This is a genomic window from Tenuifilum sp. 4138str, assembly GCF_041102575.1.
GTDB lineage: Bacteria > Bacteroidota > Bacteroidia > Bacteroidales > Tenuifilaceae > Tenuifilum > Tenuifilum osseticum.
This window is the reverse complement of the sequence record NZ_JBGCUE010000001.1, coordinates 119,009-142,471: the sequence shown is the minus strand read 5'-3', so window position 1 is coordinate 142,471 and position 23,463 is coordinate 119,009. Positions and strand designations below refer to the sequence as shown.

Genomic DNA, 23,463 nt, shown 5'->3' with positions numbered 1-23,463 from the left:
TAGCCAATTATGGGTTCATGAAGAGTGGGGATGGTTTAATTTTTCTTGAACTGGTTCACCATATCAACAACTGTATGTTCAAAAGGGGTATATCCCAAACCCAACTCATGCCTGCTTCTACTAGTATTGAACGCAATTCGATATCCAACATTACGGGCTACAAACCTAGGTGAAAGGCCAAAAAGAGGGCTAACAAAGTAAAGCAACCACTTAGGGGCCACCATTTTGGGGAGTTTAAACTGACCAGGGAATTTATTGTTGATAATTGCAACCAGTTCCATGAAATTTGCCACTCGTTCAGCAATAATAAATCGACCTGAAACAGAAGGGTTTTCAAGGGCTAGCACATGTGCTTTAGCAACATCGCGTACATCAACAAAACCGAAGTAAAGGTCAGGTGCGCCAAAACGATACTTACCGGAAATCAAATCCTTCATGATTTGAAGGCTTTCCGAATTGGAATTTCCTGCGAGTGAAGGCCCAAGAACCAAAGCGGGGTTTATTACCACTAACTCCCATTTACTCTGTTCCGCATTAATTCGCCATGCCTCCCTCTCAGCCTGAACTTTTGAAAAGGAGTAAGGTTGATGCTTCAATGAACTTGTAGTGTTATAATTTTCCTCAGTAAACTCGGATAATCTCTGTTCCACCATGTCGATATTATCGCCATGAACAGCAGCCACGCTCGAGGTTAGCACTACCCTTTTCACTGTCGACGATTTGCTTGCAGCACCCAAAACATTCCTTGTACCCTTAACAGCAGGGTCAACCAAATCGCGTTGCGGGTCTTTAAACCGGAGAGTAAATGGCGAGGCCATATGTATTATGGCATCGGCACCCTCAGCTGCTTTATCAAAAGCTCCATGAATCAGCAAATCAGCCTCAAAAAGTTCAAGCAAATTAGTGGAATTTGGCAAATTCTGCAGATGCAGGTACTTGTCCTTTCTGTTAAACGACCTAACAGGTACCCTTACGCGATAACCCTTTTCAAGCAATTCCTTAACAACCCATGAACCAATATAACCGGTTCCACCGGTTACAAGTATAGTTTTTGTCATATATCAAAATTTTATGTTGTTTAAGAAACAAAACAGTATGAAAAAATTTTTAAGTATAGATATTACTGATATTGAAGAATGTATGGTTCTTTAATCCTAAATTGCTCAAAATTCCTTCGGTTCTCGGTTGAAATAAACCAGTATGCCACTTCGGCATCGGGTGGCAACTTAGGGTAATAACCAATACGAAAAAGAAACGTAGGAAATATCAAACTTTCATTCTTCAACCTTAAACCCACTCCAAACCCACTGTACAGGGTGTTTTGGTAGATTAACTCATCGGACTCTCCCACCATACCAAAATCGGCAAAAACAAAAAAAGCAGGTCTAAATCCGTAGATGTAATGGGGTGAGTATAACATGGACTCAAAGTTAAACATCAATCGTGTTTGGCCATAAAGGTCTGGACTCCTAAGTCCCCTTACACCATAGTTGTTTGTTAAAACAACATACTCCCGTTCACCACTAAAACGGGCAGCCCCTCGAGTAAAATCGTACCGAATAAAATGGCGAATATCATTACGGCCAATGTGGTAAAGGTTAGAGAAGTACTGCGCTCTAATGTTGATAACAGCCTGCTCTACCTTTGGCCCCTCAGCAAGATAGCCCCCTAGCCTTGACGATAGAAACAAATACCCCCACGGTGTAACCTCAGCAGCTGAAAGCTCCCCTCCAATCAAAAAACGACGCTGAAAGGTACTTTGCTGAATACCGCTTGTAGCCTGAATTTTAAAACCAACCGGAATATCCTCAGTGTTCCCAAATCCAAAGTACAAGCTGGAGCGGTAAATGTTTTGGTTGGACAACCCCAGCGAAACAACATAATTCTCAGCAGAATGAAATACTGGATTTAGGTAAATAGAAACCGGTGGTGATTGAAAGTAATCGCGCCTATAGTAACGTAATGCAAAAACCAGATTTAGAGGGGCACTGGTACCAGAGCGTCTACTAACCCTGACTGATCGGCCAATCCACCAGTCCTGCGACTGATAAGAAATTTGAATAACTGAATCGTCGGTGAAAACCCTGTAAGGTTCGTCGGACTTTAAAAGTTCAATACCTCCTGCATACTTAGTCTTGGATGCAAAGAAATCACGGTTAAACCTCATAAGGTAAGTCTCATAGGAATGACCTTTTCTTACAAAAAAGCTACTGGAAATGTATGAACCAAAATAGTTTGGTACATCAAACTCCCCTTGATACGACCATTTATCTGTAAAAGTCTTATCATAATAAGCTATTGCTTTAGCTCGAACACCTAAACCCGCAAAGTTCCTTTCCGATAAAGCAAGTTTCATCTTTTCAGGGGATGAGTATTGCACACCAGCGGACATTGACCAAATATCCTTGGTAATCACATAAACATGCACATGGTTTGAATCGCTCAAGGGTTGAACTAAAATATTGGCATCCTCAAAGAAGTTACTTTGGCGCAGTAACTGCTCAGTTTCAGCCAAATCCAATGGAACAACCTTATCGCCTTCCTTGAAAAGCAAGTTGTTTTGAATAATTTTTTTCCAGGTTTTTAAGTGCAAGCTATTCCCAAATTTTTCAATACTCCTCTCTGGTTTAATTGTAGTATCGTAAACCGAATATCCAAAGGCATCAAAACGTACTATACTAATCTGTGAAATTTCCTTGCCTTCATACTTCAAGAAACGGTTAACAGTTTCCTCATTGGTTAATGGTGCAACATTAACATTCTGACGGCCAAACCACTTATATACGGTTTGTGAAATTTTATCCTCTTTCTTTTTAATACTATCAGAACTAACCCGGTTGCTTTCAGATTGTGCAAAAGATGAATAATTAATAAATCCAAAAAATGAAAAATAAACCATCATTACTAATGCAATGATGGTTTTACCACGGGTATATGAAAACAACTTTAAATCAGTCATTCATCAAGAAATAAGCTTACTCCTTAGCAAATTTTTTGGCATTAATTTCAACTTTAAGGATAAAGAAGAAGTTTTGATCGTCGAGTTGAAGGAATTGGTAGTTTAATGGTTCACCTGTTTTACGAGCAATATCAATTAGCCCTAAGCCCGCTCCCCCCTTATCGGAAAGGTTTCCTTCGCGAATTTGCCGCTTATACATCTCCTTGAGTTCCTCGGGTGTTGCGCTATTAACGGTTATCAGTGCGTTTTCAAGGTGATCCTTATGCTTTCGAGCTACCTTGTTGGAAGTAATAATATAGTATGTATCGTGTTTTTTACCAATGATAAATAACCCTTTACCGATATTACGCTCCTGAATCTCATCGGAATGCTTATTCATATTCTGGAGAGTTTCAACCATAACGTGGTAAACCTTACGCTGCACCGAGCGTTCCTCACTATTTTTTTCCATATCCGATTCCGCCATCGATGTAAACATTTTTGTGATCTCATGGCTAAATTCCCCAAGGTAAACCAGGGAGAATCCATTATCAATCATTTCGTCGTAAATATTCGAGACGGATTTAATGAAATTAAATGATAGGTTCATACTCCAGAAATTTTATATTGCTTTCAAAAATAGAATAAAAAAGGTCGGAAAGCAAACCATCCGACCTTAATTTTTAGGTTTATAAACCCAGCAACTCTTTTCCCTGAATGCAGTTAATATCACGTGGGATATTAGCCTCAGCCACCCTGTTCAGATCGGCCTGAAGTTCATCGGTAATGAATCCTTTCTCCTCAAAGAGTTTCTTAACGGCAGCATAGTCGCCATTACCCTGAAGGGTTAAAATGTCCTTGGCCAATGAATTCATGGCCTCAGTCATCTTTTCATAGTTGACACGATAGGTTCCTGTTTCTGGAATTCGCTCAAAAGCGCCACGTTCTTTCAGGTAGTTAAAGCAAACCATGTTAGCCTTACCATGCGACGAAGCTGCACCAAACCTTACCGATCGGAAAATACCTGCAACAAAGGTAACATAGTTGTCCATCATGTCCTTTTCGGGCAGTTCGCCCATTTGTGCAAGCTGCGATACCATGTAAAGACCAAGAATATCGGCTTTCCCCTCTTCCAAAGCGGAATGCATTTCTTTTAATGCCTCACGAACTGTGCCTTTCCCATTAACAAGGTTTTTGATACCTAACCCATGGGCAACCTCATGGAACATAACGTTCTCAAAAAAAGCATCAAACTTGATGTTATTACGCTGCTCCTCGACAATGAGCATATTTCCAATAGGCAGTAGAATTTTTTCAAACTTAGCTTTCATGGCATTCTTAAGTTGCAACTTGCGGCTACCCTTTTCCAGGTGAACACGAGGATCGTTGGGTAAATTGATAGCAATGGTTTTGCTTCCAGAATTGCAATCGCCTGCATAGTAAGCAACCTCATAAACACCTAAATCGGAATCGATACCGGGCTTTTCTTTTTTGTATTCCGGTTCAACTGGTAAACTTTCCTGAAGTTTTGGAAGTAGTGCAGCAAAACGGTTAATCTTTTGAGTCCAGTCTAAATCCTTTATAAGTATGTATGCTTCATAAGCAGCCTTATAGTTGAACAGAGCATCCTCGTAGTTCTCAATTGGTCCAACCACAAAGTCGATTTTATTGGTCTTCATATCCATCCATGCCAGGTCGCTGGCAAAGTAGTCATCGGTTTGCAAGGCATCGGCGCGAAGGGTGAGATATTTTTTGAGTCCTTCATCTTCGGCAAGTTCAGCGGCTTTACGAAGTAAATCGGCGGCTTTATCAATTTTTTCCTTGTAAGCAACATGGTATGGCACCGACTCAAGCTTGCTATCGGCATTACGAATAATAATTGTATATAGGCTTGTTTTATCGGGAGCCTGAAAGGCTTCAAATTCCTCGCGAGTCATATCCTTCGGATAAAAATTTGCGCCAAGGGGCTTTTCGCCATAACCCTCAACAAAAGGTTTGTTATCGTTAAGCCTTTCCCATGGGCCATAATTTATCATTACAAAGTCGCGAGTTGCTTCATCGTTAATCTTGCTTAGCAGTTCTTCCTTATCGCCATAGGTTTGTAGCCAAAATAGTTCATCCATGATTTCGGCTATCTCAAAAAGTAAAGGAAGCATTTGCTTCTCCTTATCGGAAAGGCTGATTATATCAACCCTAAGCTCAACCGGAGCAAATTCGTTAACCTTTTTCTGCATTTCGGTCTCCTGTGTTTTTTTTGTGTTGCAACCAATTACTGTGAGCGTTGCAACAGCTGCTAGTAGTAATGTTTTCCCTTTCATAATAAAATTTATATTGATAGATTATTGTTCCTTTTCCTCCAAAACATCATCGGAGTTAAACCTGAAACCCAAACGTTTACCGGTTTGCAGCTTAGCATTCTCAATTTTAGTATTTAGCTGCACTACCGAAGCTATTTTAACCACATCGTATGGTGGAACCAGCAAGTCGAATTCCAATGCATACATAATGGCCGTTTCAATTATTGCTCTTAACGATTTTTTATCGATAACCGCTGAACCAAAATTGTTGTATAGGAAACCCATTTGGCGTTTCCCTTCCACAAAGTAGTGATACTCACGGTTTACAAATATTCTTCCAATCAGATAACCAAGGTCTTCGAGCCTATTGTATTTAAAGGAATCGGCCAAAAAGTTATATATATTGATAATTCCACAATAGGAATTAAGAACATTATCGGCGACATAGGATAGCTTCCATATACTATGATCGCGGTCAAACTCAAATACGTTGGTGTGCATACTGAAAATTAACAAATCGCCTGCCACCTTTAATTCGGCTTCATATTTTCCCCGGTCATTGTACTCCAGCTTAACCCTTTTATCGTACCCCTTAAGCTTATCGTTAAAATCTTCCTCAATTTCTTTGAGAACTTCCTTAATCAATCCAAAAACCTCAAGGGTATTATCATAAATTTTCTGCTTTACAATGGCTTTTTCGGCAAGTAGATTTTGAATTTTTTGTTGTGTGTTTTGGTTTTCCATAAATATTCAGTTTAAGAATTTCAAATATACATTAAATATTAAAAGTAAACAAAGCAAAAAAGGCTGCGTTTTGCAGCCTTTTTTTTAACATCTCATAGGTTACTAGTAAGCTTGAGCAAAAATAGCCCTACGTTTCGATGGTTTTCCTGTTAAAATGCATTTTCCTTCCTCCTCTGGCATATCGAGCGGAATACAGCGAATAGTTGCTTTTGTCTCCTCTTTAATCTGGGCCTCGGTTTCGGGAGTTCCATCCCAATGAGCCAGAACAAAGCCTCCCTTTTCTGCTACTATCTTTTTAAATTCGTCGTAGGAATCTACCTTAACGGTATTGTTTTCACGGAAAGCCAATGCCCGGTTGTAGAGGTTTTTCTGAATATCATCAAGTAAAGCAACTATAGTATCGGCAAGTTGCTCCTGAGGCACATATTGTTTTTGAAGGGTATCGCGACGAGCCACCTCGGCTGTTCCCTTTTCAATATCCTTTGGACCAATTGCAACCCTCACTGGAACACCTCGCATTTCATGCTCAGCAAACTTAAAGCCAGGCTTGTAGTTATCCCTGTCGTCGTAGTAAGTGGTAATTCCCTTGGAGTGCATTTGAGATCTTAGCTTGTGAACAACCTCACTAATAGCTGATAGTTCCTCATCGCTCTTATAGATTGGCACAAAAACCACCTGAGTTGGAGCAAGTTTTGGAGGCAGCACCAAACCATTATCGTCAGAATGGGTCATAACCAGGGCACCCATAAGGCGGGTAGAAACACCCCACGATGTAGCCCAAACATACTCTTGTTGCCCCTCCTTGTTCAGGAACTTTACATCGAAAGCCTTGGCAAAGTTTTGCCCAAGGAAATGCGAAGTTCCAGCCTGCAAAGCCTTGCCATCCTGCATAAGCGCTTCAATGGCATAAGTATCAACGGCCCCGGCAAAACGCTCCGACTCCGATTTCTTCCCAACCACAACCGGCATTGCCATCCACTCGCGGGCGAATGTGGCATACACATTTATCATACGTTCGGCTTCCTCTACGGCTTCCCGCATGGTGGCATGGGCGGTATGACCCTCCTGCCACAAAAATTCAGCAGTACGAAGAAACAGGCGTGTACGCATCTCCCAGCGCACTACGTTAGCCCACTGGTTAATTAGTATAGGCAAATCGCGATACGACTGTATCCATGTTTTGTATGTGTTCCAAATTATGGTTTCGGAAGTGGGTCGGACAACCAGTTCCTCCTCAAGCTTAGCTTCATCATCAACCACTACGCCTTTGCCGTTAGGGTCGTTTTTCAAGCGGTAATGTGTAACCACAGCACACTCCTTAGCAAAACCCTCAACGTGAGCTGCCTCGCGGCTGAAAAACGATTTTGGGATGAATAGAGGAAAATATGCATTCTGATGGCCTGTTTCCTTAAACATTCTATCGAGTTGGTCACGCATTTTTTCCCAAATGGCATAACCGTATGGTTTGATAACCATACATCCCCGTACTGCAGAATAATCGGCCAGTCCTGCTTTAACCACAATGTCGTTGTACCACTGCGAATAATTTTCGCTTCTGCTTGTAATTTCCTTTGCCATATTAAATAATTGGAATGATTTTTGCTGTAATCAATATGAAAACACTGGCAAAAGTAATTAATAAAAATGAATTATAACCCTAACAACTAATTAAATGGAGGTGCATATGAAAACCAAGTTATTCAATTCAGCGCTCACCCTCGCAGTTTTCATGCTGGCATCCTGTTCTGCAGGGCTGCAGGTTAGCAATACATCATCGTGGGATGATGAAATATATGGAACAAGTAATTCAAAATCTACTAAAGTACAAGCTACAAACGCTAGCCCAGTTGCACCTTCAGCTAAATCGGAAGAGTATAATAAGTTAGACGGCAAATTTGCTGAAGCTTTAAAAGCATTGGAAGATAGCAGCAAAAACGATACCGTTATTTACAAGGCAGAAGATCCAAACCCTTACCGTAGAATACTTTCCGATAGCTACCAGGAATCGTACGAGCGTAGGTTAAGGGGCTTTGAGGACCCGCGCTATGGTATTGAAGACTGGAGTGTTTACTATTCCGACGACTGGCGTTACGCCCAGGCTTACGATCCTTCATACTACAGAGTTGTAGTAATGGGAAGTAATGTATGGGTTGAGCCCTGGTACATTTATAACTCTTTTGGTTGGCCAAGGTCGCGTTTCTATTTTGGATTCGGGTTCGGATGGGGCTATAACCCATGGAACTCATATTACTTAGGTTATTACTGGGATCCATGGTACTATAACCCTTGGTACTACAATCCATGGTACTACTCCCCATACGTTGCAAGTAACGCATACTGGTCAGGATGGTACGATGCTACCTATTACTGGGACAAGTATACGCCCAATAGCAATAGGTACTACTATGGCCGCAGAGGAAATACGACCAACAATACCGATCAATATGTAGGCGGAAGAAGCACATCGGTCATTCCAGCTGATGGCCAAATAGTTACCTCACGTAGATCAAGAACAGATGTTCCTGCTGAAACAAACCCAGTTGTTACAACCCGTGAAACTCAAACACGAGTAACGCCAACCTATGAAACCCGCAGGGGCGAGGGCCGAACTACCTCAACAGGTAATCAAACTGTTGTACGAAGAGGAGGAACATCAACTCGAGTATCTAACGGCACGGGCGATTTTTCATCTTCAAGGACATCACGGCCTACCCGTGAGATTGGCATATCGGAACCTACCCGCAGGGGCACAACTCCAACCTACGAGCGCCCACGAACTGGTAATTCTGGTGAGTACAACAGTACCCGTAGAGTTGAGAACCCATCAACACGGTCAACTATTACTCGTAACCCATCAACTACAACACCTACCCGTACTACTACGCCAACCTACAACCGCCCAAACAGGGTTAGCATCCCATCGTCATCACAACCTTCAACCCGCAGCCATGATTATGAACGCCCCCGTAGTTCAAGTAGTGGTTCATCTAGCAGCAATTTCTCTGTATCCCGTTCATCATCGAGCAGTTCATCAAGTAGCAATTCAAGCGGAACTTCAACTACTAGAAGGAGATAGTTAAATATGCACCTCAAGGGAGAGGTTCTCCTCTCCCCCTTTTTTTTGTCTTAAAGATTAATTACATAAAAAAACAAACATGAAAACATACAGGTCTTTAACAATTGGCTTTTTAGCAATCCTATCAACTCTGGGTTACAACCTTAACGCCCAAAACCTTGCCGATGGCCTTAGGTTTAGTCAAACCGTAAATAATGGAACAGCTCGTTTTGTATCGATGGGCGGTGCTTTTGGAGCACTGGGAGCCGATTTTTCGTCAATTGCGGTTAACCCCGCCGGTGTAGGTGTATACAAATCAGGCGAATTCACCATTACACCATCGTTCAAAACACAAAAAGTATCATCAACCTTTTTAGGTGTATCGGCATCGGATAACAAGAATAGGATTAACCTTGATAATTTAGGCTTTGTAATGTCATTCAAGCCTTATAAATCCGAAGATAAGGGCATCCAGGCATACAACTTATCATTTGGCTACAACAGAACCAACGATTACCACTCTAACGCAATTACCCTAGGCGATTACAATAAGTATTCCATCATGGACTATTTCTCAGCCATTACTAATGGTAAATACACCCCATCGCAACTAGAGCCAACAACAAACTACAATCCCTTTAATACGTTAGGAGGTGGAGCATGGGAATCGATTATGGCTTGGAACACCTGGTTGCTTTACCAATATGACTCTGGAACAGGCACCTATGAACCTGCCATTTACCTACAAGATTCAGTTAAATATAAAAATATTTCAACTACTGAAGGTGGTTCGGGAGAGTTCACAACCGCTTTTGGTGTAAATATTTCAAATAAGTTGTATTTGGGTGCATCGTTAGGAATAACTGATTTTAATTACACATTTAACTCAACCTATTCTGAAGATGCAAAAGCAAGCAATCCGTCCAGGCCAAACGGAGATAGGTTTTACTACATGGATTACAAACAGTATGTAGAAACGAAAGGCTCAGGCTTCAACCTGAAAATTGGAGGTATCTATACTCCGATACCTGAAGTTCGCATTGGGCTATCGCTCCACACCCCTACATTTTATAGTTTCGATGATGCATTCTCGTCATCGATAATTACAAACTTCGACACAACTGGCACAGAGGTTATCTTCCAAAGCAACAGCCCGCTGGGTAGGTATGATTATCATTTTGAAACACCTATGAAGATTACAGGAAGTGTTGCTGTTATAATTATGCAAAAGGGATTGGTTAGCATTGATGTTGAGCATCTCGATTACTCTACCATGCGTTTTCGCCGCGGTGGCGATGGCGACACTTTCTGGGATTTAAACAGCCAAATGGGAAACACCTTTAAGAGTGTCACAAACCTAAGGTTTGGTGGAGAGTATAAAATTGGGGATATCGCCCTTAGAGGAGGCTATGCCTACTACCCATCGCCCTACAAATCGGGTTTCCTTAACGACAAATCCAAAATTCAGCAGATTTCAGGTGGTATTGGCTACAGAACTGGCAACGTATCAATTGATTTTGCCTACCTAAGAACATTACAGGATGTTAAATATGTTTTCTATGATTTGAATATTCCTAGCGTTACCAACAAGGTGCGGGATAGTAGAGTTCTGCTTACTTTTGGTTTTAGATTTTAGTTGGTATGCCTTCAAAACAGCAAAGGGCGCCTTTTGGCGCCCTTTGCTGTTTATTAATCACAATGATCTAAGCCATTATTTTACTTTCAACAATTGATAGAATTTCAGCCTCCATTTGTTGGGTTTTCTTAACTATCTCGGCACCCCTACTAATGAACTCATTGGCTTTATCCTTATCCTTTAGGCCTGAAGCATTGATTTTGACATTAAGGAAAGCCCCCATTACCGCTGAGCGTGCAGCCAACGCACCTACACCAGCATCGGAAACGGAGTTAGGATTACCCTGTTCAGCCATTGCCTTTATAACCTCCATCGACTCAAAGCAAAGGTTCATGACACGGAATGGCACCTCGATGGCGTATAGGGTAGCATCCTGTATGGCCTTTGTTCGGGCTGCCTTTTCCTCGTCGGTTCCCTTGGGTAAGCCAAAGGCGTCCATTATGCGGTTGAACGCAGCAGTATCCTCATCAACCATTTTAATAAGCTGCTCCATGTAATACTTGCCCTTTTCTGCCCAGTTGGAGAATTCTTCCCAGCGATCGTCCCAACCGGGTTTGTGCGATGATAGGTTTGCTACCATGGTAGCAAGTGCAGCGCCAAAAGCGCCCATGGCTGCCGATATGGAACCTCCGCCAGGAGCTGGCGATTCGGATGCAGTTTCCTGAGTGAAACCCTCAAGCGTTCTGTCAACCAATTTTTTACCGGTTTTTTCCTCAAGGATATACTCTATGATTTTCTTATCGGGGTCAAATGGGTAAAGTTCATCCAAACCCATTGATTTTACAGCAATCTTTATTATCTCCCTATCAGGAATACCAAGCGAACGCTGCTGCTTACGCAGGAAATATTTACCTGCCTCAAGCATGGCGCTAAGGGGAACAACCCCAACAATCTCAGAGCCGGTAACCCTTAAGCCTCTTTCTGCTGCTTTTTTAGATGCCTCCTCAAAAGCCACATGAATTGGGGTAACGGTTATATCTGTTAAATTGATTGACACCTGGGCAATTCCATACTCATCAATAAACCATCCAATTGCTTTGCAAGCCTTTAGGGATCCGGGCACCCATATCTCATTGCCGTTCTCATCGGTGGCAATTTTACCCGTAACGGGGTTGCCCACACGCTTTGGGCGTCCTTTTTCACGGATATCAAATGCTACCGCATTAGCCCTCCGGGTTGATGTGGTGTTAAGGTTAACATTGTATGCCACAAGGAAATTGCGTGCTCCCACAGCAATAGCTCCAGTTTTAGGAAGAAACTGTGATGGGCCAAAATCAGGCTTCCAAGCAGGATCCTGAAGTTTCTTGGGTAATCCCTCGTACTCGCCTGCCCTACAATTTGCAAGATTACGGCGCTTTTCCTCAAATGCAGCATACTCATAACAATAAACAGGAATTCCTAATTCCTCACCAATACGCTTAGCCAGCTTGCGGGCATACTCAACCACCTCGTCCATGGTGATGTTGGCCACCGGAACAAGCGGGCAGACATCGGTTGCGCCAAAGCGTGGGTGAGCACCATGGTGCTTGCTCATATCGATGAACTCCATTGCCTTCCGGGTTGCCCGAAATGCAGCCTCAACAACCTCATCGGGGGTTCCCACAAATGTAACTACTGTTCGGTTGGTGGCTTTGCCCGGATCAACATCAATTAACTTAACGCCTTCAACGGCTTCAATCTCATCAGTTATCTGCTTAATAATTGTCATATCGCGCCCTTCAGAAAAATTGGGCACACACTCAATTAATTTTTTTTGTGACATGATGGTTATGGTGTTTGTTAAAGTTCAAAGGTTCAAAGGTTCAAAGGTTCAAGGTTTAAGGTTAAAGGATAAAAGATAAAGGATAAAAGATAAAGGATAAATGATTAAAGGTTAATATCCCTTAATTGTTTGTTTAGTTATTCCCAAAAACTCGTTTTAGTATGTCAGTTACCCGGGCGGCTGGATCCTTACGGATTTTTAACTCTTCCTGCTCAATTAGAACAAAAAGACCATCGATAGCCTTTTGGGTCACATAATCGTCGAGATTTGGGTTTACTGCTTTACCTCCAGTTAAAAGGGTTAGCCTATTATAGGTTGTTGCTAAAGGCTCCCAGTAGGAGGTGAGCTTTACCTTTTGAATAGCCTCATGAACCTGAGGCTTAAAGGCAGCAAATAGTTGCTCAGATGTGTTTTTCCTAAAGTATTCGGTAGCCGCATTATTAGGGCCCCTAAGTATTCCCATGGCGTCAGTAAACGACATTTTAGTAATAGCGTCAGTAAAAATCGGCAAAGCCTTTTTGGCAGCCTCCTCGGCAGCCCGATTAAGCGTAAGTGTAAACTCATCGACCTGCTTGGAGAAACCGGCATCGACCAGTGTTTTGCGAACCTTTTCGGCTTCGGGTGGAAAGGGGATAAAAATCTTGGGGTTTTTGTAAAACCCATCAACCTGCGATGCTAAACCCGTTGAGTTTTTAGCGCCAACGGCTAATGCCTCTTTAAGCCCTTGAACCACCTCAGAATTGGTAAGTGGCTTACTCCCTGAACCTTGCGGGATAGGAAAATTTGTAGGAATTGATATTTCAGCACATGCCGATATCAATATAACTATCGGAAGTAATAAGCTTTTTTTCATACTCCAACTATTTATCGTTGATAATACTGCCATTCAGGATAACCGTTTCAATCAAATCGGATGTATAGGCGTATGGCATATACTCATAGCTGGGTATGGGCTTGGTAACAAATACGTTTGCCACCTTACCCTTGCAAATGCTTCCGTGTGTATCGGAAATGCCCATGGCGTATGCACCGTTAATTGTTGTTGCGTTTATGACCTCCTCGGGTAACATGCGGAGTTTGATACATCCCAGCGACATGATAAACTTCATATCGCCCGATGGAGAAGAACCAGGGTTAAAATCGGATGCTAAAGCAATGGGAAGACCCGCGTTGATCATTTTCCGGACGGGAGGGTCAACCATACCCAGAAAAAATGCAGCACCGGGCAGAAGTGTAGGCATAGTTTCAGAGCCAAGTAGCGCATTAATCTCATCATCACCAGTGAACTCTAAATGATCGACCGAAAGCGCATTATACTTTACGCCAACCTGAATACCACCTGAAAAATCGAGTTCGTTTGCATGGAGTTTGGGCCTAAGGCCATACTTGATTCCTGCCATCAGGATACGCTCAGTATCCTCAACGGTAAAGAAACCTTTATCGCAAAAAACATCAATATAATCGGCTAAGCCCTCAGATGCAACCAAAGGTATCATCTCGTTGATAATCAAATCAACATACTCACTTTGTCGGCCTTTATACTCAGCAGGCACTGCGTGAGCGCCAAGAAAGGTTGATTTTATGGTTATAGGCGTAGTTTCCTTTAATCGTTTAATAACCCGAAGCATTTTCAACTCACTCTCGGTGGTTAAGCCGTAACCGCTCTTGATCTCCACGGCTCCGGTTCCCTTCCCAATTATCTCGTAAATGCGAGCAAGCGATTGGTTGTAAAGTTCGTCTTCCGATGTTTCGGCCAAACGTTTGGCTGAGTTTAAGATACCTCCACCACGTTTGGCTATCTCTTCGTAGGACAGACCCTTTATCTTGTCGATATACTCTATCTCGCGGCTACCAGCATAAACCAAATGGGTGTGCGAATCGCAGAACGATGGGAAAACCATACGGCCAAACGCATTGTAAATTAGCACATCGCCCGAAAGCGATGAAAGATCGGGAGCTTTGGACATTGGCCCAAAATCGGCAATTAGCCCCTTGTCTATCAGCAAATATGCATTATCAATGGTTCTCAGCTTGGCCATATCGTTACCGGCTTTCCAAACTGCCGGTTTATCTTCCACCTGAACCAACTTTTTGATATTTAGAATAAGTATTTGCATGGGCGAATGCATTTTTATGGCCTCGAAGATAGGCAATTAAGATGAATTCTGAAATGTTTTTAAGCAGGTTGTTGGGTGGGCAGCAAGGATAAGGAGGAGCGTTAAAAGAGGATAGTTAACCAGTATTAAGTGGGAATGAGTCGGAATGAGTCGGAATACTCGGAATATGATGGTGTTAGAGGAAGTTAGAAGAAGTTAGAAGAAGTTAGAGGAAGTTTGAGTTAGATAAAAGTGAAAAGTGAAAAAGGTTAACGCATAACTTTAAGTGGGAATGGTTCGGATTGAGTCGGAACAACTCGGAATGAGTCGGAATAGACACTCTTTTACTTACAACCATCAACCATCAACCGTCAACTGTCTACCCAATTAGTTTCACTGTGTTACACGGAGTTTAACACAGTGTTACACAGTGAAAATCCATCATATCTGCGGAATCAGGTTCAATTTCCAAACACAAAATACAAAATACAAAATACTAAAAACATCAACCGTCAACCTTCAACCATCAACCGTCAACTATCAACTCAATTATTTTCAAAGGGTTGCACAGCACTTAAAGAAGTAACTGATTGTAATTCGGTCATGTAAGTGCAGTCTGTAGCAACACAAATTCACGGACAACAATAAAGCCAGTCGAAATGACTGGCTTTATTTATTTTATCTATTTACCTTTCTTTTTCCTGAGCTGTTCCTGCTGCTTTGCCATATCCTCGAGTCTTTGTTGCCATTTTGATTTTGTAACGGGTTTCTTGGCATTCTCGTGAAGTTTGGCAAGTATAGCCTTATCATCGACAAAGCGGCGGAAGAGATAGGTTTGTCCTATGGTTATTACGTTGGATAGCAAGTAGTAGTAACTTAAGCCTGCCGAATAGTTGTTAAACCACAACAACAGCATAATAGGCATCATCCAGGTCATCATAAACTTCATGCCGGGCATTTGGGCATTGGTATCGCCCATTTGGTCGGTATTCATCTTTGAGGTGATGAAAAGCGAAACGGCCATCAACAGTGTGAATAAGCTGACATGATCACCATACCATGGAATACTGAAAGGTAAGTGAAGAATAGAATCGTATGATGAGAGGTCGTCGGCCCAAAGGAAGCTTTGCTGCCTGAGCTCAAATGAGGCGGGGAAGAAACGGAACATTGCAATTAGGATGGGGAATTGGATTAGAACGGGAATACACCCACCCATTGGGTTAACCCCTACCTTTTTGTAAAGCGCCATTACAGCCTGCTGTTTCTTAAGTGCATCTTCCTGCTTGGGATACTTTGCATTGATTTCATCAACCTGGGGTTTAAGCACTCTCATTTTAGCAGAACTGAGGTAGGACTTGTAGGTTAAGGGTGAAATAATAATCTTGATAAATATGGTTAAAAGTAAAATAATGAGACCATAGCTTGAAATGTACCGGCTGAGGAAATTAAAAACATTGATAACAACATACTTGTTTATCCAGCGAATAATATTGCGGCCTAATGGAACAACCTTCTCAAAACCCGAATTATACGACTTTAAAGTTTTATAGTGATTGGGCCCGAAGAAGAATTTCAGACCGATACTTTCCGATTCCTTATTTTGGAAAGGCAAAGCCAAGCGGGCGCTAAACTGCTTAACATGCTTTCCATCATCAATATTAACGGCCTTTAAATCAGCATTAACAAAATGGTCGTTGGCTACAATGATGGATGAAAAGAACTGATGCTTAAAATCGACCCATTTAATCTTGTTATTCAACTCCTTTGAATCGTCTTTGCTCCGAGAGTTGAACTCCTCATAATCGCCTGTAAAAAATTGATAGGCAATTGTTGTGTAGTTACGCTCATTCTCCAAACCCTTTTCAAGACGCAGTAGCTTTGAATCCCAAATAAGATCGATGTAACCCAAACGGTTCCCAATATTCTTTTCCAGGCCATTAAACTTGATATCGAAACCGAGCATGTAACTACCGGGTTTGATTGTATAAATGTAATCGATATAGGCATCACCACCTGCAGCCAGCCTCATGGTTACTGAAACCGAGTCGGTGGTAGCCGTAATAATACTATCGGTTGTTTGAGGGGTAAAGAATAGATCGTTTGTTTTAACGGCAACATTATCGCCCCAGAACTGAAGGCCAAATGTATTTTCATCGCCAGTAAAGAGCACGAGTGGTTCACCCGAATATGTTTTATACTTCTTGAGCTCTACCGAGTAAATACGCCCCCCTTTAGCAGTAAGGGTAACCCTCATTAAATCGTTCTCAAGGGTGATAAACTTGTTGGTGCCACTTGCCGCATCGGAAAATAGTCCGAACTGAGTAATGGCCTCCTGTTTCTTGGCACTATCGGAAAGTAAGGCTTTAGCCTGCTCTTCGGCAAGTCGTTTTTGGCGCTCCTCTTCCTGAACGCGTGCAATTGAATCGGCTTTTCGTTGGTATGCCTCACGCTCCTCCTTTGATGGTTGTGTGAGGTAACCAAAACCAATCATTATAAGAAAAATCAACACTAAACCAATAACCGTATTCCTATCCATCTCAAAAATATTATTCAGTTTAAAAATTAAAATTCAACAAATTGGAGTGATTGCAAAGGTAGCATTTACACTTACTTTATTTGTTAAAATTTATTGCAGCTTTCACAAAATCAACAAATAAGGGGTGAGGTCTAAGGACTGTGCTGCTATACTCAGGGTGGAACTGAACCCCAACAAACCAAGGGTGATCCGACAATTCCATAATTTCAACAAGGTTGGTATCGGGGTTAATGCCCACAGGTATCATTCCGGCATTCTGGAACTGCTCAAAGTACCTATTATTGAACTCGTACCTATGCCTATGGCGCTCGCTAAACTCAAGTTTCTTGTATGCCTTATAGGCATTTGAACCCTTGGTCACTACACATGGGTATGCACCTAAACGCATGGTTCCTCCCATGTCGGTTATACCTTTCTGGTCTTCCATAAGATCGATAACCGGGTAAGGCGTAGTTCGAACCATTTCGGTTGAATTGGCATCGGTTAACCCAAGAACATTCCTTGCAAACTCAATAACTGCACACTGCATACCCAGGCATATTCCCAGGAAGGGAACTTTGTTCTCACGAGCATATTTAACCGCAAGAATTTTCCCCTCAATACCTCTATGGCCAAACCCTGGTGCTACCAGAATGCCCTTTAAATGACCAAGTTTCTCGCTAAGGTTACTAGCATTAATATCCTCGGATTGAATGAGCTCCAGCTCAACCTTGCAGTCGTTGGCGGCCCCGGCATGAATGAACGATTCAATGATTGACTTATAAGCATCAGGTAGTTGAACGTACTTACCAACCAATCCAATTTTAACGCGATGGCTGGGATTCTTAACCCGGTTAACAAAGCTAATCCAGTCGTCGAGCTTGGGCTCCGATGCAGGAAGGTTAAGCTTACGAAGTATGGTTAAATCCAGCTTCTCCTTGAGCATCAATAGTGGAACCTCGTAGATGGTTTTAACATCAATTGACTCCACTACCGCCTCGGGTTCAACGTTACAGAAAAGGGCTACCTTTCGGCGGATATCGTCGCTCAAATGCTTCTCGGTGCGGAGCACCAACACATCGGGCTGGATACCGTTCTCGAGCAACTCCTTTACGGAATGCTGCGTGGGTTTAGTTTTTAGCTCACCCGACGCGGAAAGGAAAGGAACAAGAGTGAGGTGAATAAAAGCTGAATTATTTGGGCCTAACTCCCATTTAAGCTGACGTACAGCCTCAATGTATGGTAGCGACTCAATGTCGCCAACCGTTCCGCCAATCTCGGTAATAACTACATCAAGCTTATTTTTTGTTCCAAGCAGCTTAATCCGGCGCTTTATTTCATCGGTGATATGAGGAATAACCTGAACGGTTTTGCCAAGGTAATCGCCACGCCTCTCCTTGCTGATTACCGTTTGGTATATTTTACCGGTGGTAACATTGTTAAGCTGCGATGTGGGCAAACTGATAAAGCGCTCGTAGTGCCCGAGGTCAAGGTCGGTTTCGGCACCATCCTCAGTAACGTAGCACTCGCCATGCTCGTATGGGTTGAGTGTTCCTGGGTCAACATTTATGTATGGGTCCAACTTCTGGATGGTTACAGTGTATCCCCTACTCTGTAAAAGTTTACCTAACGAAGCTGAGATTATCCCTTTACCCAACGAGGAAGCAACTCCTCCGGTAACAAAAATGTATTTGGTAGATGAGGACTGTGGCATGACCTTAAGTATTACTGTTCTAACTTATCAATAAGCTTAATTTTTTCGCTCAGCTCAGCAATTTCCTCTTTTGCCCGCTCAATTTTACGTTTAACCTCCTCAATCATCGCCTCAGCATTCTTGGTTTTAGCAAAGAAACCGATGTTGTTCTCCCAAACGGTGAGGTCGTTTTCCAGCTGACGCATGCGGTTAAACATGCGTTCCCTATCCTGGCGGAGTTTGGACATGGCACGAGGGTTAGCCTTAGCTTCCTCAAGCTTAGCCTGAAAACGCACCACCTTATTCTTGCCCTCCTGGGCATTTAGCTTATCGAAATGCTTTTTGATGGCAGACCGGAAACGCTTTTGGACATCATCCTTTACCTTGATTGGAACAAACCCTATTTCGGTCCAGCGCCTCTGGAATTCCTTGAGGGCGTTAAGGTTTTGTTCCATATCCTCGCCAAACTCAAAGGCTTCAACCTCGGCAATCAATGCTTCCTTGGCCTTGAGATTTTCCTCATATGAGTTATCGACCGATGCAAAATGCTTCGACTTTTGCTCAAAAAAGTAATCGCAGGCAGCGCGGAAACGCTTCCAAATTTCATCGGAGTTTTTACGAGGAACAGGACCTATTTGCTTCCAGCGTTTTTGAAGGTTGATTAAATCTTCCGTAGTTTTTTTCCAGTCAGTGCTTTCCTTTAATGCCTCGGCCTGCAGGCAGAGTTCGGTTTTAAGCTGTAGGTTGTTCACCTGAACATCTCTAATGTCCTTGAAAAAGTCACGTTTCTTGTTGAAGAAAGTGTCGCAGGCGCTACGGAAACGCTCAAAAACCTTATTGTTTTCCTTTTTGGTTGCAAACCCTATTGTTTTCCAGAGCTTTTGCAGCTCAATTAGTTCCTTTGATAGTTTATTCCACTCCTTTACCGATTTTGGATTTTGAGCGGCAAGTTCCTCTGCCTTTTCGCATAGCTCAGCTTTGGCTTCAAGATTCTTTTTTTGCTGCTCCTTTATGCTTTCGAAATGCTCCTGATGCTTTTTGTTTATTTTAGTTGTAGCCTCCTTGAAACGCTCCCAGATCTCATTCTGATTTTCGCGTGGAACTGGCCCAACCTCGCGCCACTGCTCGTGGAGTTTCTGCAATTTCTTAAATGCAACAACAACCGAGGGCTCAAGAAGTAACTCCTCAGCCTGCTCACAGAGTTTTATTTTGGCTTCAAGATTTTTCTTGAAATCGAGGTCGCGGAGTTCCTTGCTAATCTTCACAAAGTCGTAGAAGGCCTGAACGTGATGGTGGTAGTTGTTCCACAAATCGTTTAAGCTTGCCTGGGGAACAGGGCCAACTTCAAGGAACTGCTTTTGTAAATCCCTAAATTCCTGATAGATTTTCCCAACAGGCTCGGTGCTGTTAACCAGATCCTTTATTTTCTCTATAATTTGCTGTTTTTGCTCCAGGTTATGCTGTTTTTGTTCCTCGAGCTGATTGTTATACTGAGCGCGTTTGGCACGATACTGCTTTAGCAGTTCCTTGAACTGCACTTCAGCATTATCCTCGGGCAACGAGAACTGCTCAAGGTCGCCTCCGGCGTCAACAAATTCTTTTCTTAACTTTTCAACCTCAGCCTTATGCTTGCGGTAGAATATGCTCTTTAAACTCTCAACTTTCTGACGGATTTTTTGAACGGGTCGGTTATTGATTAAATCCTTCAGGGTTTGAACCAGCTCATCCTTTGAAAGGTTTGAGTAGTCCACATGGGGCTCATCGTCTTCCTCGTCAATCTCGGCCTCTTCCTCATCCTCCTCATCAAAATCGACATGTTCGTCGTCCATTTCAAGGGGTTTCAACTCCTCATCGTTGGGCTCCTCATCATAAGCCTCATCGGTAATTGACATAGGTTTGTCAGCATTAACATCGACCAAATCGTTCACGCTATCAGCAACATCGTGGTTGCCGGCATTGGAAGACACAATCGTACCCTCGATGTTCTCGAGGTTTTGATCCTTAGGATCGTTCAGCTCATTAGTATTCATAGCTCAAAACTTAACCGGTTATAAATCAGCAGTATTTAAAAAATTTTGCCTACGAAATTACATATAATCGGGCGTAACGCAAACAAATTAACGTAAAAGAATAAAGAATAATTGACTGGTAAAACAAAAAAGCCCGAATTTAAAGGGATTCGGGCTGAATAATATTTGCAATATAAATACTTAGTCAATTTTAATACTTCTGGGCTTTTGTGGCTTAGCCTCATCGCGCTTGGAAAGGAAAACCGTGAGGATGCCATTATCGTAACGGGCATCAATCTTATTGGTATCAATAGCCTTTCCAACAACAAAGGTTCGCTCAAATGAGCCTGTTAGGAACTCGCAGCGGGTATAAGCCTCACCTTCAACAGGATTATTTTCCTTCTCGGCGCTAATCTTAAGCATATCGTTATCGATACTTACCTTAAAATCGTCCTTTTGGTATCCGGGAGCAGCAACCTCCAAACGAAAGCGCTCTGGCTCCTCATAGATATTTACGGCTGGATAGCTGAGCCTGGCATTAGCCATTTCGCTGGCCGATTTAACAAAGCTATCGAACACCCTCTCAAAATCGAACCCTCTCCTCCTTGAGGCAAGCGGGTTGTAGAAACTTACAAGTGTCATAGTATTATAATTTTTAAAGTTGATATTCACATTCACATTTAACATTTAGCTAATAGTGTGCCATACGGAAAAACAAGTCATTATGTCATACAAATACAAAACCATCGTGTCAATATGTCGCTATAATGCTTCGAAAAATCATGAATACTTTTAAAAACATGCGCTTTGTAATAGCATGCGATTTACTTGTGGGTTGAAATTTTAAAGTAAACAATGCTTGCAGGATTCAGAGTAACCAATCCCAATACAACGTCGTTTAGTTAAGGTTGTTTGTCATATTGGGTCCCGATATAATAGGGATAGACTCCGCATAAACATCTCAACGATGGATGAATAGAGATCCTTCGCTGTGTTCAGGATGACAAATGAAGCCACTCGTATAAGTTGTTCGTCATTCGTGGGATACGACCTCACCCCAGTTCTTTTCCCTGAAAGGGAATGGAGCTGAAGAAGCAAGCAGAGGCATAAAAGCCTGACCCGGCAATGGGTCGGGGGTGGTACGTTGCGGTGGGTCTTGTAAGCGATACCACATGAGTCACGCCGCAGGCGTGGCGAATAGTATCGCGTGGCAGTTCCACCCGCGGGGTACCCATCGGGTCGGGCTTTTATGCCTTGATCTTCTTTGGTTCTTTCTTGTATCAAGACAAGAAAGAACATGTAAAACGCTCTTTCTTATACCTTTCTCATTGCGATGCAACGCTTCACCCTTGCTCTTTGGATTATGTATTGCGTGCATCGCTGTACATACGGAAGTTTCATGGAGTTACAAATGTCAGCCCCTACGGGGCTGAAGACGTTATTCGTTGTTCGTGAATCGTTGTTCGTTGTCCGTGAATGTCATGTCATTTACTCTGTGAAACACTGTGTTACATTGTGTAACTCTGTGTTACTTGTTTTTGATAAGTTCCCAAGACTATTGTCATGTTGAGCGTTAGCGAAACATCTCTAGGGCCGATTAGAGATCCTTCGCTCCCCGCTAGGGCGGGACAGGCCGCTCAGGATGACAAGCGGAGTTGACAGTTGATGGTTGATAGTTGACAGTTGATGGTTGATAGCAAAAACACTAAACACCAAAAACTAAACACCAAACACTAAACACCAAAAACTAAACACTAAAAACCAAACACTACTTTCCATCTTCCCTGTAAACTGCAAACTGTACACTGCACACTACCCATCAAAAGATCCCTCGCTGCGCTCAGGATGACAAAAGCAATGTCTGTTCTGCTATCTAAACGACGTTGACTCCCAATAGCTAACTTTTTAGTAATTTTGCAGAATAAAGCAATGAGTATGAGAATTGATATAATAACCGTTCTCCCTGAGTTGATTGAAAGTCCGCTTAACCATTCCATAATAAAACGAGCGCAAAAGAAAGGTTTGGTTAGTATAAACCTACACCATTTGCGCGACTATACCACCGATAAGCATCGCACGGTAGACGACTACGCCTTTGGTCCCGATGCCGGAATGGTACTTAAGATTGAACCCATCTACAAAGCAATAGAAAAACTTAAAAGCGAGAGGGATTACGACGAGATAATTTACACCTCGCCCGATGGCGAACCTTACACCCAAAAGCTGGCAAACATCCTGAGTACCAAGGAAAACATTCTTATACTATGCGGCCATTACAAGGGGGTTGATCACCGTGTTCGCGAACACCTTATTACCCGTGAAATATCTATTGGCGACTATGTGCTTTCGGGGGGAGAACTGGCAGCTGCCATTATTGTAGATAGCGTTGTACGCCTTGTGCCAGGCGTGCTCTCCGATGAAACATCGGCACTAACGGACTCGTTTCAGGACGGACTACTTGCTCCTCCAGTTTACACTAGGCCCGCTGAATTTAATGGGTGGAAAGTACCCGAAATTTTACTATCTGGTAATTTTAAGGAGATTGAGAAGTGGCAAATGGAACAGGCCTATGAGCGAACCAAACGGTTACGCCCAAACCTGCTTAGGGAGGAGTAAGGGTTTTAGGATAAAGGATAAAGGATAAAGGATAAAAGTGAAAAGTGAAAAGTGAAAAGATTGACTTTAAGTGGGAATGAGTCGGAATGCTCGGAATGCTCG

The 23,463-nt window shown here is 42.5% G+C and carries 17 protein-coding genes; 3 read left to right on the top strand and 14 right to left on the bottom strand.

Going from position 1 to position 23,463, the window contains the following annotated elements:
• Positions 1-35: 35 nt before the first annotated feature.
• The 6 genes from AB6811_RS00560 to proS form a co-directional block, all read right to left on the bottom strand.
• Positions 36-1,058: an SDR family oxidoreductase gene (locus tag AB6811_RS00560; protein ID WP_369488253.1), complete on the bottom strand. Its 1,023-nt coding sequence runs from the start codon at positions 1,056-1,058 to the stop codon at positions 36-38.
• A gap of 62 nt (positions 1,059-1,120) precedes the next feature.
• On the bottom strand, positions 1,121-2,959 hold the full coding sequence (locus AB6811_RS00555) for a BamA/TamA family outer membrane protein (RefSeq protein ID WP_369488252.1): 1,839 nt from the start codon (positions 2,957-2,959) through the stop codon (positions 1,121-1,123).
• Between the two features lie 16 nt (positions 2,960-2,975).
• On the bottom strand, positions 2,976-3,548 hold the full coding sequence (locus tag AB6811_RS00550) for a SiaB family protein kinase (RefSeq protein WP_369488251.1): 573 nt from the start codon (positions 3,546-3,548) through the stop codon (positions 2,976-2,978).
• A gap of 79 nt (positions 3,549-3,627) precedes the next feature.
• Entirely contained in the window at positions 3,628-5,256 is a 1,629-nt protein-coding gene (locus tag AB6811_RS00545) for a dipeptidyl-peptidase 3 family protein (RefSeq protein ID WP_369488250.1), read from the bottom strand.
• A gap of 21 nt (positions 5,257-5,277) precedes the next feature.
• Complete coding sequence (locus AB6811_RS00540; protein ID WP_369488249.1) at positions 5,278-5,979, bottom strand: hypothetical protein; 702 nt, start codon at positions 5,977-5,979, stop codon at positions 5,278-5,280.
• A gap of 102 nt (positions 5,980-6,081) precedes the next feature.
• Entirely contained in the window at positions 6,082-7,557 is a 1,476-nt protein-coding gene (gene proS, locus AB6811_RS00535; protein WP_369488248.1) for a proline--tRNA ligase, read from the bottom strand.
• Between the two features lie 106 nt (positions 7,558-7,663).
• Here proS and AB6811_RS00530 point away from each other — a divergent pair, with 106 nt between their 5' ends.
• Positions 7,664-9,055, top strand: coding sequence for a hypothetical protein (locus tag AB6811_RS00530; protein ID WP_369488247.1), 1,392 nt, complete (start codon positions 7,664-7,666; stop codon positions 9,053-9,055).
• A gap of 79 nt (positions 9,056-9,134) precedes the next feature.
• Positions 9,135-10,670 carry an OmpP1/FadL family transporter gene (locus AB6811_RS00525; protein ID WP_369488246.1) on the top strand — a complete coding sequence of 512 codons (1,536 nt, stop codon included), beginning with the start codon at positions 9,135-9,137 and terminating at the stop codon, positions 10,668-10,670.
• A 67-nt stretch (positions 10,671-10,737) separates the two neighbouring features.
• On the opposite strand, the gene ftcD is transcribed toward AB6811_RS00525, so the two are convergent.
• The 8 genes from ftcD to AB6811_RS00485 form a co-directional block, all read right to left on the bottom strand.
• On the bottom strand, positions 10,738-12,435 hold the full coding sequence (gene ftcD / locus AB6811_RS00520; protein WP_369488504.1) for a glutamate formimidoyltransferase: 1,698 nt from the start codon (positions 12,433-12,435) through the stop codon (positions 10,738-10,740).
• A 130-nt stretch (positions 12,436-12,565) separates the two neighbouring features.
• A complete protein-coding gene (locus AB6811_RS00515) occupies positions 12,566-13,285 on the bottom strand; it encodes a DUF4197 domain-containing protein (RefSeq protein WP_369488245.1) in 720 nt (239 codons plus the stop codon).
• Positions 13,286-13,292: 7 nt separating this feature from the next.
• On the bottom strand, positions 13,293-14,549 hold the full coding sequence (gene hutI / locus AB6811_RS00510; protein WP_369488244.1) for an imidazolonepropionase: 1,257 nt from the start codon (positions 14,547-14,549) through the stop codon (positions 13,293-13,295).
• Positions 14,550-15,210: 661 nt separating this feature from the next.
• Positions 15,211-17,064, bottom strand: a complete 1,854-nt coding sequence (gene yidC, locus AB6811_RS00505; protein ID WP_369488243.1) for a membrane protein insertase YidC — start codon at positions 17,062-17,064, stop codon at positions 15,211-15,213.
• 76 nt (positions 17,065-17,140) lie between these two features.
• Positions 17,141-18,757, bottom strand: a complete 1,617-nt coding sequence (pyrG, locus tag AB6811_RS00500; RefSeq protein ID WP_369488242.1) for a CTP synthase — start codon at positions 18,755-18,757, stop codon at positions 17,141-17,143.
• A gap of 11 nt (positions 18,758-18,768) precedes the next feature.
• Positions 18,769-20,766 carry a DUF349 domain-containing protein gene (locus AB6811_RS00495; protein ID WP_369488241.1) on the bottom strand — a complete coding sequence of 666 codons (1,998 nt, stop codon included), beginning with the start codon at positions 20,764-20,766 and terminating at the stop codon, positions 18,769-18,771.
• A gap of 180 nt (positions 20,767-20,946) precedes the next feature.
• Complete coding sequence (locus AB6811_RS00490) at positions 20,947-21,387, bottom strand: Hsp20/alpha crystallin family protein (RefSeq protein WP_369488240.1); 441 nt, start codon at positions 21,385-21,387, stop codon at positions 20,947-20,949.
• 410 nt (positions 21,388-21,797) lie between these two features.
• A complete protein-coding gene (locus AB6811_RS00485) occupies positions 21,798-21,980 on the bottom strand; it encodes a hypothetical protein (protein ID WP_369488239.1) in 183 nt (60 codons plus the stop codon).
• Between the two features lie 700 nt (positions 21,981-22,680).
• Between AB6811_RS00485 and trmD the strand changes: the two genes are divergently transcribed.
• The gene (gene trmD, locus AB6811_RS00480) at positions 22,681-23,361 is read left to right on the top strand and encodes a tRNA (guanosine(37)-N1)-methyltransferase TrmD (RefSeq protein ID WP_369488238.1); all 681 of its coding nucleotides are present in this window, start codon (positions 22,681-22,683) and stop codon (positions 23,359-23,361) included.
• Positions 23,362-23,463 lie beyond the last annotated feature (102 nt).